The 13,938-nt window shown below is 62.6% G+C and carries 14 protein-coding genes; 5 read left to right on the top strand and 9 right to left on the bottom strand.

Annotated features, from left to right (window positions below; genetic code table 11):
* Window positions 1-111: 111 nt before the first annotated feature.
* The 4 genes from ACX3P1_RS10315 to ACX3P1_RS10300 form a co-directional block, all read right to left on the bottom strand.
* The gene (locus tag ACX3P1_RS10315; RefSeq protein ID WP_459079489.1) at window positions 112-882 is read right to left on the bottom strand and encodes an N-acetylmuramoyl-L-alanine amidase; all 771 of its coding nucleotides are present in this window, start codon (window positions 880-882) and stop codon (window positions 112-114) included.
* Complete coding sequence (locus tag ACX3P1_RS10310) at window positions 879-1,598, bottom strand: TerB family tellurite resistance protein (protein ID WP_459079488.1); 720 nt, start codon at window positions 1,596-1,598, stop codon at window positions 879-881. The genes ACX3P1_RS10315 and ACX3P1_RS10310 overlap by 4 nt, the downstream gene beginning before the upstream one ends.
* 146 nt (window positions 1,599-1,744) lie before the next feature.
* Window positions 1,745-1,969, bottom strand: coding sequence for a hypothetical protein (locus ACX3P1_RS10305; RefSeq protein ID WP_459079487.1), 225 nt, complete (start codon window positions 1,967-1,969; stop codon window positions 1,745-1,747).
* A 141-nt stretch (window positions 1,970-2,110) separates the two neighbouring features.
* Window positions 2,111-3,490: a serine hydrolase domain-containing protein gene (locus tag ACX3P1_RS10300; protein WP_459079486.1), complete on the bottom strand. Its 1,380-nt coding sequence runs from the start codon at window positions 3,488-3,490 to the stop codon at window positions 2,111-2,113.
* Between the two features lie 218 nt (window positions 3,491-3,708).
* Between ACX3P1_RS10300 and ACX3P1_RS10295 the strand changes: the two genes are divergently transcribed.
* Window positions 3,709-4,500, top strand: a complete 792-nt coding sequence (locus ACX3P1_RS10295; protein WP_459079485.1) for a glycoside hydrolase family 25 protein — start codon at window positions 3,709-3,711, stop codon at window positions 4,498-4,500.
* A 72-nt stretch (window positions 4,501-4,572) separates the two neighbouring features.
* Entirely contained in the window at window positions 4,573-5,751 is a 1,179-nt protein-coding gene (locus ACX3P1_RS10290) for a lytic murein transglycosylase (RefSeq protein WP_459079484.1), read from the top strand.
* 398 nt (window positions 5,752-6,149) lie between these two features.
* On the opposite strand, the gene metF is transcribed toward ACX3P1_RS10290, so the two are convergent.
* Window positions 6,150-7,064 carry a methylenetetrahydrofolate reductase [NAD(P)H] gene (gene metF / locus ACX3P1_RS10285; RefSeq protein ID WP_459079483.1) on the bottom strand — a complete coding sequence of 305 codons (915 nt, stop codon included), beginning with the start codon at window positions 7,062-7,064 and terminating at the stop codon, window positions 6,150-6,152.
* Window positions 7,064-8,086 (bottom strand): ArsR/SmtB family transcription factor, encoded by a 1,023-nt coding sequence (locus tag ACX3P1_RS10280; RefSeq protein WP_459079482.1) that lies wholly within the window; start codon window positions 8,084-8,086, stop codon window positions 7,064-7,066. The genes metF and ACX3P1_RS10280 overlap by 1 nt, the downstream gene beginning before the upstream one ends.
* 116 nt (window positions 8,087-8,202) lie before the next feature.
* On the opposite strand from ACX3P1_RS10280, the gene tsaA reads away from it, so the two are divergent.
* The 3 genes from tsaA to ACX3P1_RS10265 all read left to right on the top strand — a co-directional run bounded on the left by tsaA (window position 8,203) and on the right by ACX3P1_RS10265 (window position 10,046).
* A complete protein-coding gene (gene tsaA / locus ACX3P1_RS10275; RefSeq protein WP_459079481.1) occupies window positions 8,203-8,700 on the top strand; it encodes a tRNA (N6-threonylcarbamoyladenosine(37)-N6)-methyltransferase TrmO in 498 nt (165 codons plus the stop codon).
* Window positions 8,697-9,014, top strand: a complete 318-nt coding sequence (locus tag ACX3P1_RS10270) for a DUF2293 domain-containing protein (RefSeq protein WP_459079480.1) — start codon at window positions 8,697-8,699, stop codon at window positions 9,012-9,014. The genes tsaA and ACX3P1_RS10270 overlap by 4 nt, the downstream gene beginning before the upstream one ends.
* Before the next feature lie 84 nt (window positions 9,015-9,098).
* Window positions 9,099-10,046 (top strand): aminotransferase class IV, encoded by a 948-nt coding sequence (locus tag ACX3P1_RS10265; protein ID WP_459079479.1) that lies wholly within the window; start codon window positions 9,099-9,101, stop codon window positions 10,044-10,046.
* A gap of 60 nt (window positions 10,047-10,106) precedes the next feature.
* On the opposite strand, the gene ACX3P1_RS10260 is transcribed toward ACX3P1_RS10265, so the two are convergent.
* The 3 genes from ACX3P1_RS10260 to ettA form a co-directional block, all read right to left on the bottom strand.
* Complete coding sequence (locus ACX3P1_RS10260) at window positions 10,107-11,228, bottom strand: beta-ketoacyl-ACP synthase III (protein ID WP_459079478.1); 1,122 nt, start codon at window positions 11,226-11,228, stop codon at window positions 10,107-10,109.
* Window positions 11,229-11,384: 156 nt separating this feature from the next.
* Window positions 11,385-12,155, bottom strand: coding sequence for a trans-aconitate 2-methyltransferase (gene tam / locus ACX3P1_RS10255; RefSeq protein ID WP_459079477.1), 771 nt, complete (start codon window positions 12,153-12,155; stop codon window positions 11,385-11,387).
* 14 nt (window positions 12,156-12,169) lie between these two features.
* Window positions 12,170-13,819 carry an energy-dependent translational throttle protein EttA gene (gene ettA / locus ACX3P1_RS10250; protein ID WP_459079476.1) on the bottom strand — a complete coding sequence of 550 codons (1,650 nt, stop codon included), beginning with the start codon at window positions 13,817-13,819 and terminating at the stop codon, window positions 12,170-12,172.
* Window positions 13,820-13,938: the final 119 nt, after the last annotated feature.

The following is a 13,938-nucleotide window of genomic DNA, read 5'->3' as shown; positions in this document are numbered from 1 at the left end:
GAAAGCATTGAATCCGGCATCGGTGTGGCCTCGCTTTGACGGCTCAATTAGCGGCAAAGAAGGCAGAGCAAGTCACTTTAAGTGACACAATGTAATTTAGCGGTTTCGAAACTACGCTTCGGCGAGACTTTTCGCCATCGAATCCAGCAGGCGCCGCAGCGTCCGCAATGTCGACCGATCGGCCACCCCATCCACCCGGCGCGGCCGGAAATGGCGCTGGAACGCCTCCACCACGATCTCGCTCTGCCTGTCGAAAATGCCGGTGATCTCCACACCGTAGCCGTAGAACGCCAGCATCGATTGCAGATCTTCGACCGGCTCGCCGCTGTCGCCTGCCTTGAGTACCGGCCCCCTCCGGATGGGCGCGGCATCGATCAGGTGTCCAATGCCGGCCTCGAACAAGCGCCGCCAGGGAAACCTTTCGCCCGGATCGATCTTGCGGCCGGGTGCGATATCGGAATGAGCAAGCACCCTTTCCGGCAAAACCGCATGTCGGGCAACGATGCCGCCGCACAGGTCGATGACCGCCCCGATCTGTCGCGCAGGAAAGGCCGGATAGCCAAACCCATGGCCCGGATTGACGATCTCGATGCCGATCGAGCAGGAATTGATATCTGTTTGGCCGCGCCACGAACTTTTACCGGCGTGCCAGGCGCGGTCGCTTTCGCGTACCATCTGCACAATGCCACCGTCCTCATGGACGAGGTAGTGCGCCGACACCTCGCTTGCCGGATCGCACAGCCAGCGCGCCGCCGCCACGCCGGTCGCCATGCCGGTATAGTGCAGCACGATCATGTCCGGCTTGAGCGGTTCGCGTCTCGGCCCGAAATTCGGCGACACCCTTATGTCGGCGCCGGGCTGGTCGGGTGAAAAGCCGCTCATGCGCGCTTCAAACCACGTTCGATCATTTCATAGGCGGCATTGATCGCGGCGATGCGGCTTGTCGCGATCTTGATGAACTCCTGCGGCAGTCCGCGCGCGATCAGCCGATCGGGGTGGTTGTCCTGCACCAGTTTCCGATAGCGCTTGCGCACGACCTCAAAAGGTTGGCCGCGTTCGACGCCCAACACCACATAGGGATCGCCTGTCCCCAGACTGACATGGCGAGCAAGGATGCTCTGGTAATGCGCCTCGTCGATGCCGAAGATGTCGGCGATGCGATGCAGGAACTGCCCCTCGCGCTCATGCACCACGCCATCGGCCTTGGCGATATGGAAAAGGCCGTCGAGGATATCCTCCAGCATCAGGCAGTTGGGATGGCCCGAACCGCAAAGCCGCGCCATCTGCCGTGCATAGGTTTCGTACCCCGCCACGTCCTGCTTGGCCAGATCGAAAAGCCGCGCCACATGGTGCGTTTCCTTGGGTGGAACCTCGAATATCTGCTGGAAGGCGCTGACCTCGTCCTGCGTCACGACGCCGTCGGCCTTGGCCATCTTCGCCGACAGGGCGATCATGGCAACCGAAAACGCCACGCGACGGCGCAGGTCCGCATCGCCGGAAAACAGGGTCCGTACCGCCTCGACAAGCCCCGCCACCCCCGACGTCGCCGAAGACGATAAACGCGTAATGAAGTCGCCGAGGCGGTCCCAAATCGACATGCGCGCTACTTAGGGCGAACCAACCGTCCTTTTCAACCCGGCGCGAGACCCGGCACCGGTTTTTGATGACACCGCATCTGCTGGCAAACCCACAAAGAAGAAAGGCCGGAGCGATCCGGCCTTTCCTACTCGTGTTATCGGTTAACTTACTGCGCGGGCGCCGGAGCCTCGGGTGCAGGTGTCGAACCATCCGTTGCCGGAGGCGTCGCCTGCGGCGATGTCGTTGTATCCGGGGTTGTCGGCGTCATCGGCTCTTCGGCGGCAGGCGGATTGGTGCTCTGCGTGGTGGAATCGTCGGTCCCGCTATCGCTGCAGGCTGCAACGCCCAGCAGGGCAACGGCGGATACAGTCGCGAGAATGAGTTTTTTCATGACATCTCTCCTTCAACAACGCCCGTTTATAGGGGGCGATCGAAGGGAAAATGCGGCACGCCGGCATACGTTGCGTAACATTGCGTTTCGCGCTGTAACGGGAAGATCGCCGAGGCGGCAGATGGCGCAACTTTTCCGCCGCTAAGGCAGCGCCTTCACCAGCGTTGCCGCCATAGCCTGCGGTCGATAGCCGAGCCTGGCCGGCGTCAGCCCCATGCGCACCACCACCAGCCCCCTGGACGGCATTACGGCGACGGTCTGCCCGTCATGCCCCTGCAGCCAGAACGTGCCGGATGGCAGGCCCTCGGTGACACCGGCACCCGGCCGATCCTCGTCGCCCGGCCCTTCCAGCCAAAGCTGTCCCCTGCCGTAAACGCCGTTGGCCGGAGCCTTTTCGCGCATCCACGAAACAAAACCCGCCGGCAGGATCTGCGCGCCGTTCCAAACGCCATCCTGTAACAGGAGCTGGCCGAAGCGCGCCCAGTCGCGCGCCGTTGCATAAAGGTAGGACGAGCCGACGAACGTGCCGTGCTCGTCTGTTTCAAGCACAGCGCTTTGCATGCCGAGCGGATCGAATAAGGAAAGCCGCGGCCATGCCAATGCTTGTTCCGGGTCGCCGATCGCATTTTGCCACAGCCGCGACAAAAGCACCGCCGTGCCGCTCGAATAGTTGAACACCTTGCCCACTTCGCCGGCCAGCGGCTTGGCCTCGGTAAAGCCGGCCATGTCCGGCTCGAGATAAAGCATGCGCGTGACGTCTGCGACGTCGCCATACTCCTCGTTGAACTGAAGCCCGCTCGACATCGCCATCAGATCGGCAAGGCTGATGGCCGCGCGTCCGTCCGCCTTCCACGGCCCGAACAGTCCCTTGTCGGTGACCGTCAGCTTGCCGGCCTTGATCACGGTGCCGATCAGCGCCGCGTTGACCGTCTTGGTCATCGACCAGCCAAGCAGCGGCGTCTTTTCCGAAAAGCCGTCGCCATAGCGTTCGCCGACGATGCGGCCGTTCTTGACCACGACGACGGCGCGCATGCCGGGACCGGTCAGCGCCGCATCGTCGAGAATGGCGGAAATATCGGGGTTTTGCGAAGCATCGACACGTCCGCCTTGCGGCCACAATACATCAAGCGCCGGTGCCGGCGTCAGCGCGGCACCTTTGACCTTTGCGGCCTCGGCGACATTTCCGTCCGGAACATTGGTGCAGCCGAGACCGTCGCGAACGATGGCGACGCTTTCGCCGAAGACGCCAAGCAGGCTGGCGGAGACCGTTCCTGCCTCCTTGTCCACCGAAACTTTCATCAGCCGCAACAGCGGATTGCCGGGTGCCTGCACATCCACCGCCAGCACATCCTGCGCATCGCGACCGGCCAGAAACACGTTGGAGCAGACGATCTTGGCCGAATAGCCGGTGCCGATGCGGATCAATTCCGGCGGGGCGATTGCCAGCCAGGCAGCCAAGGCGAGCACCGCCAGAACGACCATCCCGGCGAGCCATTTTGCGGTCTTCCAGAATACGCGCATGGCTCATTCTCCCCGGCTATTCGATTCGGCCATGGATTTAGGCCCATTCGTCGTGCAATTCTGGCTATGTGTCGAATGCCATCAACCGAAAATCAACCATGTTGAGCGATGAGAGGGAATGCGGGATGCTCATCTGCGGCACGGCATGCGCCGTGATGCGGCCAAGCCACCATCGTCAATCGAGCATAGGCCGGCTTGACCGGGTTGGGGACCAGAAAATGCGTCGTTTCGCGGCTCTCGCCATGCTGGCTTTCCTTAGCGCCTGCTCGACCATGGACGATCTTGCGCCCCTCGCGCCCGGCGCCGCCACAGCTACAGGCCGCGCACCGCGCTTTGCCGACACGGACCCGCACGAATGGGATTCCGGTGCGCCGTGGAACTACGCCGTCCATGGAACCGACGTCTCCAAATACCAATCCTCGATCGATTGGCGTTCCGCCAAGGCAAGCGGTATTTCCTTCGCCTTCATCAAGGCGACGGAGGGCGGCGACCGCGTCGACGAGTATTTCGCCGAGCACTGGCGACATTCGAAAGCCGCCGGAATCCCGCGCGCGGCCTATCATTTTTACTATTTCTGCCGTCCGGCGGCGGAACAGGCGCGCTGGTTCATCGAAAACGTGCCGAACGACCGCTCAGCGATGCCGCCCGTGCTCGACATGGAATGGAACCCGCAATCGCCGACCTGCAAGCTTCGTCCGCCCTCAGAGACGGTGCGCAGCGAAATGAGCATTTTCCTTGGCATGATCGAGCGACACTACGGCAAGAAGCCGATCATCTACACGTCGATCGACTTCTTCGACGACAACAATCTCTCGACCTTTCGCGGCTATCCCTATTGGCTGCGCTCGGTCGCCGGCCATCCGCGCCAGAGATACGGCAGCCACCCCTTCACCTTCTGGCAATATACCGGGACGGGCGTGGTTCCCGGCGTGAAAGGCAACGCCGACATCAATGTTTTCAACGGCAGCGAAGCCGCATGGCACAAGTGGCTGCGGCAGAACACCCGTTGACAGGGCACCGATAGCCTGCTTTTCGAAAAGCGCGATCGGCGTGCAGCCACGCGAATTTCCGGAGAAAAGGCAATGCGACTGCGCTCCACACTTCTCGCGGCGTTGCTTGTGACCGCGACGGCCGTGCCCGCGCTGGCGCAGGAATGCGGCGGCGGCTTCGAGGCGTGGCTCCAGGGTGTCTCGGCCGAAGCGACCACAGCCGGCATCGGCACGGCCGGGCATGCGGCGCTGGCTACGGCCATCCACGATCCGAAGGTGCTGGCCCAAGACCGCGCACAAGGCGTATTCACCCAGACCTTCATCCAGTTCTCCAAGCGGATGATTTCGGACTACCGCCTGAAGCAGGGCGCGGCCAACCTCAAGAAATATGCCGATGTTTTCGCCCGCGCCGACCAGCAATTCGGCGTGCAGGGCCCGGTCATTGCCGCCTTCTGGGCGCTGGAAACCGATTTCGGCGCGGTACAGGGTGATTTCAATACGTTGAACGCGCTGGTGACGCTGGCTCATGATTGCCGCCGCCCCGAGCTTTTCCGCAAACAGCTCATCCCGCTCTTGATGCTGATCGATCGCGGCGTGGTGCCGGCGGACGTCAAGGGCGCATGGGCCGGCGAGATCGGGCAGACGCAGATCCTGCCGTCCGATTATCTCGGCGAGGGCACAGACGGCGACGGCGACGGCCTGGTCGATCTGCGCGGCAGCGCCCCCGACGCCATAATGACCACCGCCAAAAAACTTCAGGTGAAGGGCTGGAAACGCGACCAGCCATGGATCGAGGAAGTGCGCGTGCCCGAAAACATGCCATGGGACCAGACCGGCCGCACCAACAAACTGCCCTTGACCCAATGGGCCGAGTGGGGCGTCACCAACCCGAACGGCACGCCGCTGACCGACAACGGCCTGAAGGCAGGTCTGGCGCTGCCGATGGGGCGCAACGGGCCAGCCTTCCTCACCTATGAAAATTTCGACGTCTATCTCGAATGGAACCAGTCCATCACCTATGCGCTGACCGCCGCCAACCTTGCGGCGCGGCTGGCCGGCGCACCGGCCTTCGATCCCCGCAATGCCGAAATCGGCCTGAGCGGCGACCAGATGAAGGAATTGCAGACGAAGCTGGAAGCCAGGGGACATGACGTCGGCACCGTCGACGGCATTCTGGGCACCAACACGCGCGAGGCGATCCGCCAGGAGCAGATGCGGTTGAGCCTGCCGGTGGACGGTTGGCCGACGCAGGAACTGCTGGCGAAACTGTAAGCGCGTCCCCTTCCCCATACGGAAGGAAGAACCGATCCGCTAATTTTCTGCCAGATTTGACCACAATTTATTCACAGCCGTGAACGCCGCTTTTGAACAGCGATTTCAATATCTAACGGCAACGATCAGGTCGAAAATTTCACAATTCTGTCGCATTCTGGAAAATTTTCCGCTTGCCTGTGACCGAAATGCTCCTAGACTCCCACTCATAGCTCTTTAAGAGGAGGCTATATATGGGACTTACAAGGCCAATCAACGCACTGATGATTTGTGCTGCATTCGCCTTCATCGGGGCCCTAATTATGGGTGTCCTGCCATAGGCCGCAGTGGCGGATTGTGATCCGTCAAAAAGAGTAGAAAAAATTGAAAAGGCCGGGTTTTTCCCGGCCTTTTTGCTTTTATGCCGCCGCCGACCCCTCGAGCGCCGGCTGCGAGCGGATGCCGATCATATGGCAGATGGCGACGACCAGATCGGCCCTGTTCATCGTATAGAAGTGGAAATCGCCGACCCCGCGCTCGACCAGGTCCAGAACCTGTTCAGCCGCAACCGCGCATGCCACCAGCGCGTGCGTCTGCGGGTCGTTCTCCAGCCCCTCAAAACGCTCGGCCAGCCATGTCGGCACATGGGCCCCGGCCCGCGACGAGAAATTGGCGACTTGCCGGAAGCTGTGAATCGGCTGGATGCCCGGCACGATGGGAATGTAGATGCCGGCCCGGCGCACGCGCTCGACATAGCGCTCATAGGCGTCGTTATCGAAGAAGAATTGCGTGATGGCGCGCGTCGCACCATTGTCGACCTTGCGTTTCAGCATTTCGATATCGGTGGCGAAGTCCGGACTTTGCGGATGCTTTTCCGGGTATGCAGCAACCGAAATATCGAAATCGCCAGCGGCCTTCAGGCCGGCGACCAGATCGGCTCCGTTTTCGTAGCCGCCCGGATGCGGGCGATAGGCAGCACCGACGCCGGATGCCGGATCGCCGCGAAGCGCCACGAAGCGGCTGATGCCGAAAGACTGGTATTCGCGGATGACGGCGTCGATCTCGTCTCGCGTGGCGCCGACGCAGGTCAGATGCGCTGCGGCGGGAATGGCGGCTTCGGTCAGGATGCGCCGGACCGTGCGCGCCGTGCGCTCACGCGTCGAGCCGCCCGCGCCATAGGTAACCGACACGAACTGCGGCTTGAGCGGCTCCAGCCGCGTCACCGTATCCCAAAGCCTCGCCTCCATCTCGTCGCTCTTCGGCGGGAAGAACTCGAACGAAACGCGGACCTTGTCGCCGAGATCGGAACGGCGGGAAAAGCGAAACTGGTTCATCAGGCAATTTCCCCTACCGGGCGCACACCGGCTGCTTGCGGTTCACGGGACGGATCGGCCATCAGAATGCGCCGGTCGCGGCCAAGCCACAGTTTCACCGTCAGCCTGGCTTCCGTGCCGCCGCTTGGTTCGAATTCCTCGCTGTCCTCAAGGTCGAGGCCGGCTTCCGCGAACCACTCCACAATCTGCTTGTCGGCAAAGCCGAGACGCAAATGCGCATGTTCCTCGCGCAGGAAGTCGAGCGTGTGCGGCGCGAAATCGACGATCACCAGCCGCCCCGCCGGCCGCAGCAGCCGGGCCGCTTCGCGCACGGCGCGGGCCGGGTCGTCGAGATAGTGCAGCACCTGGTGGATGGTGACGAGGTCGTAGGCGTCGCGCTCCACCGGCGGCGAAAAGATGTCGCCCTGCCGCACCTGCGCGTTGGCGATGCCGGCCTTGTCGAGATTGGCGCGCGCAACGCTAAGCATCTCGCGTGACATGTCGATGCCGACGCCGCGCCGATAGAGCGGCGAAAAAATCTCCAGCAGCCGCCCGGTGCCGGTGCCAAGATCGAGCATCGCTTGGAACGGCCGTTTGCCGACGAGCTTGAGAAGGGCGGCTTCCACGGCGCGATCGGGCACATGCAGCAGGCGGATCTGGTCCCAGCTTGCCGCGTTCTGCGAAAAATATTCGGCAGCGCGGTCCTGCCGCTTGCGCTTGACCGAAGCCAGACGCTCCAGATCGCGCTCGACCTGCGGATCGGCGCCGCTGATGCCGGCGATCAGGCCCAGCACGAAGTCGCGCGCGGCATCCGAATCCGAAAGCCGGAAGAACGCCCAGGAGCCCTCCTGATAGCGGCCGATCAGCCCGGCCTCCATCAAGAGCTTCAGATGGCGCGAAACGCGCGGCTGCGACTGGCCCAGTATTTCGGTGATGTCGGAAACGGTAAGGTCACCGTGCGCCAGCAGCGCCAGAATGCGAAGCCGGCTGGATTCGGCGGCCGCCTTCAGCGTATCTACCATTGTATCGAGCGGAACGGGCATGTACGGCACTCTCATAAAAAAGATATAAACATATGTTTATGTCGGTTTTGGCTGACGTGCAAGCGCAATGTCGCTCATCGACACGAAAATGACGCAGGCATCTCGGGAGCGAAACAATGTTCGAGCGGCGTGAGGGCGAGGAAATCCTCGACATTGACCCAGCGATCATGCCGCCGGACGGCCATATCGTGTTTATCGGCCACATGAATTCGCCGTGGACGTCGCGGGAAACCTGCCCGAAGAACATGCGCGCCGCGCGCGAAGCCGGGCAGCCGGCTTCACTTGTCATCGATGCGCCCTACCGCGACGGATTGCGTGGGCTGGAGCAGGCCAGCCACGTCATCGTGCTCTCCTGGCTGCAGCACGCCATGCGGAATCTGATTGTGCAAAAACCGCGCCATGCCACGGAATCGAAAGGCGTTTTCGCCTTGCGCTCCCCTGCCCGGCCAAATCCTGTCGGCCTCCATATCGTCCGGCTGCTTTCGCTCGACAGCGCCACTGGGCGGCTGGAACTCGAAGCCATCGACGTTCTCGACGGCACGCCGGTCATCGACATAAAGCCCTATTTCGCCTCGGTCGACGCCGTCCCCGAAGCAACGATTGCCGAGCGATGAAACCCGCCCCGACCGGCCGCCGCCGCGCCATCGCCAAGGCGCTCACCGCGCTGCTGCCGGCAGCGCCTTTTGCGGACATGGAAAGTATCCGAACGGCTGCCGGCGCGGTCCACATGAAGACACTGCCGCCTTCCATCGCCGTATGGCTCGCCACCATCGCCCATGTCCGCCACGTCCATACTGACTACGAAAAACTGCTCACTGAGGGCTACGACCGCGATTCGGCGCGCTTCTTCGTCATCGGCCAGACCAACGCCCTGCTAACGCGCTGGCGCGCTACCCGCCTGCTCGACCCTGACGACGAAGAGGAATGATGGCACATCGATAAACGGCGCGTGCGCCTTGCCGAGTTGACGGGATTTACCGATACGGGACCGTCGCCACCTCCGGAGGACACCATGGACACGACCGCTTCCGCCATGCCCGCCATTTCCAGCCGGCATGTCGACCCGCACCGCTATCCCGATGGCATCGCCTTCATGGATGGCCAGTATCTGCCGATGGCGCAGGCCAAGCTTTCGGTGCTGGACTTCGGCTTTCTGCATTCCGACGCCACCTATGACACCGTGCATGTCTGGAACGGCCGCTTCTTCCGGCTCGACCTGCACCTCGACCGCTTTTTTGCCGGCCTCGGCAAGCTTCGCATGTCGATCCCCTTCGACCGCGAGCAAGTCGCCCAGATCCTGCACGATTGCGTGGCGTTGTCCGGCCTCCGCGCCGCCTATGTGGAAATGCTGTGCACGCGCGGCACCTCGCCGACATTCAGCCGCGACCCGCGCGAGGCCGTCAACCGCTTCATGGCCTTCGCAATCCCGCTCGGCTCCGTCGCCAATTCCGAGCAGATGCAGCGCGGGCTGTATGTGGCCATCAGCGACCGGGTACGCATTCCGCCGGCCTCCATCGACCCGACGATCAAGAACTACCATTGGCTCGATCTGGTCCGCGGCCTTTACGATGCCTACGATCAGGGCAGCGAAACGGCACTGATCCTCGACTTCAACGGCAATGTCGCCGAGGGTCCGGGGTTCAACGTCTTCGCGGTGAAGGACGGCAGGTTGACGACACCGGCGACAGGCGTGCTGCAGGGCATCACCCGCCGCACCGTCTTCGACCTCTGCGCCGAGACCGGCTTGCCGGCAAACGCCGCCGATCTCGCGGTCCCTGCGCTAAAACGGGCCGATGAAGTATTCATCACCTCCACCGCCGGGGGCATCATGCCGGTAACCAGGGTCGACGGCGCGGCTATCGGCGACGGCAAGGTTGGCCCGATTACCAAGCACCTGACCAAGCTTTACTGGGACAAGCACGCCGACCCGGCCTGGTCGATGCCGGTCCGCTATCCGTGAGGAGAAGCCCGGCAGCGGAAATCCATTGCTCGCTCATGCGGACCGGGACTTGTCCGCCGGCTACAGCATTTTCAGCAGCGCGCCGCCAATCGAATAGCCAGCTCCGAACGCGCATAAGAGGCCGTAGTCGCCGGCTTTCATGTCGGCATGGTTTTCCGACAGCGCCACGATCGCCCCCGCCCCTGCCGTGTTGCCGAGTCGGTCGAGCACCATCGGCGCGCGGTCCTGATCGACATCGTGGCCGAAAGCCAGCCGCAGGATCATGGCGTTCATGCGGGCATTGGCCTGGTGCAGCCAGAAACGCCTGATGCCTTCCGGCGTCAGTCCATGTTCCGCCAGGAATTCCACGATGAACTTGTGCCCGGCAACGGTGACTTCCTTGAACACCTTGTTGCCGACCTGCTTGATCATGTTGCCTTCGAGGTCGATCTGGTAGGGATCGTCCTGCGCCGTGCGGGTCAGATAGCCGAGATTGGTGCGGATATTGTTGGAAAGCTGCGTCCACAACCGCGTGTCCAGCACTTCGAACCGGCCCGGCCGCGCCGAGCCTTTCGTCAGGCCCTCGACCACGATCGACACCGAGGCGTCGCCGAAGATGAAATGCGTCTGGCGGTCGCGGAAATTGAGATGGCCGGTGATGATTTCCGGTGTCGTCACCAGCACGCGCTTGTGCGTCCCGGCGCGCACCAACCCGACCGCCACATGCAGGGCCGCCACCGCCGACGAGCAGCCAAGCCCCATGTCGAACGCAGCACCCCGCGTACCCAGCGCCTGCTGCATTTCGATGGCAATGGCCGGATAGGGTCGTTGCAGGTGCGACGACGAACAGATCACGAGGTCCACGTCGGCCGGCGCGACGCCCGCTTGGCGCAGCGCCTTGCGGGCAGAGGCGACGCCGAATTCGGCCTGCAGCGAAAGCGCCTCGTCGGGGCGCGCCGCAATGTGCGGCGCCATGCGTGCCGGATCGAGAATGCCTTCGCGCTCGATGACATGGCGGCTGCGCACGCCGGAGGCATGCTCGATGAAGGCGCTGTCGGACTTTTGCAGCAGCGGCTCGCCGGTGGCAATGCGCCGCGGGTTCTCGGCATCGACCCAGGCGTTGAAGCTTGCCACGAGTTCGTCATTACTGATGGAGGCCTCGGGAATTTCGACACCGAGGCCGCTGATGATGACGCGATGCATTGTCTGTCCGCCTGTACGCTACGCCCTCATATGGGCACGCCCGTGCCCCGCGCAACAATGCGCCAGCGCGCTTTACGCCAACTTGGCGTTTCGCGCGACCGTTTCCTGAACGAGCGCTATCGGGGACACGATTTTGTGTTGGATTTCGAAACCGGCCTACGCTTTCGCTTGGGCGACGATGAACAATCTCGGAAACCGCAGCAGCACCTTCCCCGTCACCGTCGCCGGATAGGCTTCTGCGATCTTCGCCGTATAATTTTCAAGGAAAAGCCGACGCTCCGCCCCGTCCAGCGGGTCGAGAAACGGCTTTAGCCCCGTCGACTTCAGCCATTCGACGATTGCCCTGGCACCCGCCAGAGGGTGATTGTAGAAAGTGTGCCAGATGTCGAGCCGTTCGCACAAGGGCGACAGCAGGTCGTAGTAGAAGGCAACCGGCGGCAATTTCTCGCGCGCCGCGCCCGCCATCTTTTCCGCAAACGGCATTTCCGAAGCCGCTTCGCGCATCAACCTATGCGACGGCTCATCCATATTGTCGGGCATCTGGACCGCAAGCGCGCCGCCCGAAGCCAGAAAGCCCATCAACCGCTGGAAGATCGCCGGATGTTCGGGCAGCCACTGGAACACCGCATTGGCGAAGATCACGTCGACCGGCTCGTCCGGCTGCCACGCGGCGGCATCGGCCAGAGCGAAGGTCACGCCAGGCAACCGCACTTTCGCCTTCTCGATCATGTCGGGCGAACTATCGAAGCCACTGACCGATGCCTGCGGCCAACGCTCGACCAGAAGCTCGGTCGAATTTCCCGGCCCGCAACCGATGTCGACCACGCGCTGCGGGTTCGGCACCGGTATCTGTGCCAGAAGATCGCGCGCCGGCCGCGTCCGCTCATCCTCGAATTTGAGATATTGAGCGGCGGACCAGTCGGGCATTTTCTTCCCCTAGATTACCGCGTGAGGCGCTTGTACGTCATGCGGTGTGGGTTGACGGCTTCGGCGCCGAGGCGACGGATCTTGTCCTGCTCGTAATCTTCGAAATTGCCTTCAAACCATTCGACATGGCTGTCGCCCTCAAAGGCGAGGATGTGGGTCGCCAGCCGGTCGAGGAACATGCGGTCATGCGAGATAATGACGGCGCAGCCGGCAAAATTTTCCAGCGCGTCTTCAAGAGCGGCCAGCGTTTCCGTATCGAGGTCGTTGGTCGGTTCGTCGAGCAGCAGCACGTTGCCGCCGGTCTTCAGCATCTTGGCCAGATGCACGCGGTTGCGCTGGCCGCCGGACAAATTGCCGACCTTCTGCTGCTGGTCGCCGCCACGGAAGTTGAACGATGCGCAATAGGCGCGCGTATTGGCCTCGAACTTGCCGAGCTTGACGACTTCCGCCCCGCCCGAGATTTCCTCCCACACCGTCTTGGCCGGATCGAGCGTATCGCGGCTTTGGTCGACATAGCCGAGCTTGACCGTCTCGCCGACGCGGATGGAACCGCTATCGGGCGTTTCCTGGCCGGTGATCATGCGGAACAGCGTCGTCTTGCCGGCGCCGTTGGGGCCGATGATGCCGACAATGCCGCCGGGCGGCAGCTTGAAGGTCAAATTCTCGATCAGCAGATCGTCGCCAAAGCCCTTCGACAGGCCTTCGACCTCGATCACGACATTGCCGAGCCGCTCGCCATGCGGAATGACGATCTGCGTATCGCTCGGACGGCGCTTGTCGGCCGCATCCAGAAGGTCCTGGAACGCCTGGATACGCGCCTTGGATTTGGTCTGCCGCGCCTTCGGGCTCGACTGGATCCACTCGCGCTCGCGGCCGATGGCGCGCTGGCGGGAATCGTCCTCGCGGCCTTCCTGCTTGAGACGCTTGGCCTTGGCTTCCAGATATTTGGTGTAGTTGCCTTCATAGGGAATGCCGCGGCCGCGATCCAGCTCGAGAATCCAGCCGGTGACGTTGTCGAGGAAGTAGCGATCGTGGGTGATGATCATCACCGCGCCCTTATAGGCGCGCAGGTGTTTTTCCAGCCAGGCGGTCGTTTCGGCGTCCAGATGGTTGGTCGGTTCGTCGAGCAGCAACAGGTCGGGCTCGCGCAGCAGAAGCTGGCACAGCGCCACGCGGCGGCGCTCGCCGCCCGACAGATTGGTGACGTCGGCGTCCTTGGGCGGACAGCCGAGCGCTTCCATCGCCATCTCGACCTGCTGTTCCAGGTCCCACAGATTGAGCCGGTCCATCTCGTCCTGGAGCTTGGCCGACTCATCGGCCGTCTCGTCGGAGTAGTTCATCATCAATTCATTGTAGCGCTCGATGATCGCGGTCTTGGCGGCAACGCCTTCCATGACGTTTCCGAACACGTCGAGCGCGGGATCGAGCGACGGCTCCTGCGCCAGATAGCCGACGGTCGCACCCTCGGCCAGCCAAGCCTCGCCGTTCCAATCCTTGTCGATCCCGGCCATGATCTTGAGGATGGTCGACTTGCCGGCTCCGTTAGGGCCGAGAATGCCGATCTTGGCGTCGGGATAGAAGGAAAGATGGACGTTCTCCAGCACCTTCTTGGTGCCGTAGGCCTTGTTGAGGCCGGCCATGTGATAGATGAATTGGCGTGCCACGCGCGCGTTCCCTGTACAGTGACTTGAAGGTCAATATGGATGGAGGTTGCGAGCTATGTAGGCGATGGGGCGGCAAACGGCAATCGGTTTTGACGCGGACGCACCCTGCTTGGCCATCG

Source organism: Mesorhizobium sp. A623 (assembly GCF_054489405.1).
This window is presented reverse-complemented; position numbering and strand designations above follow the sequence as displayed.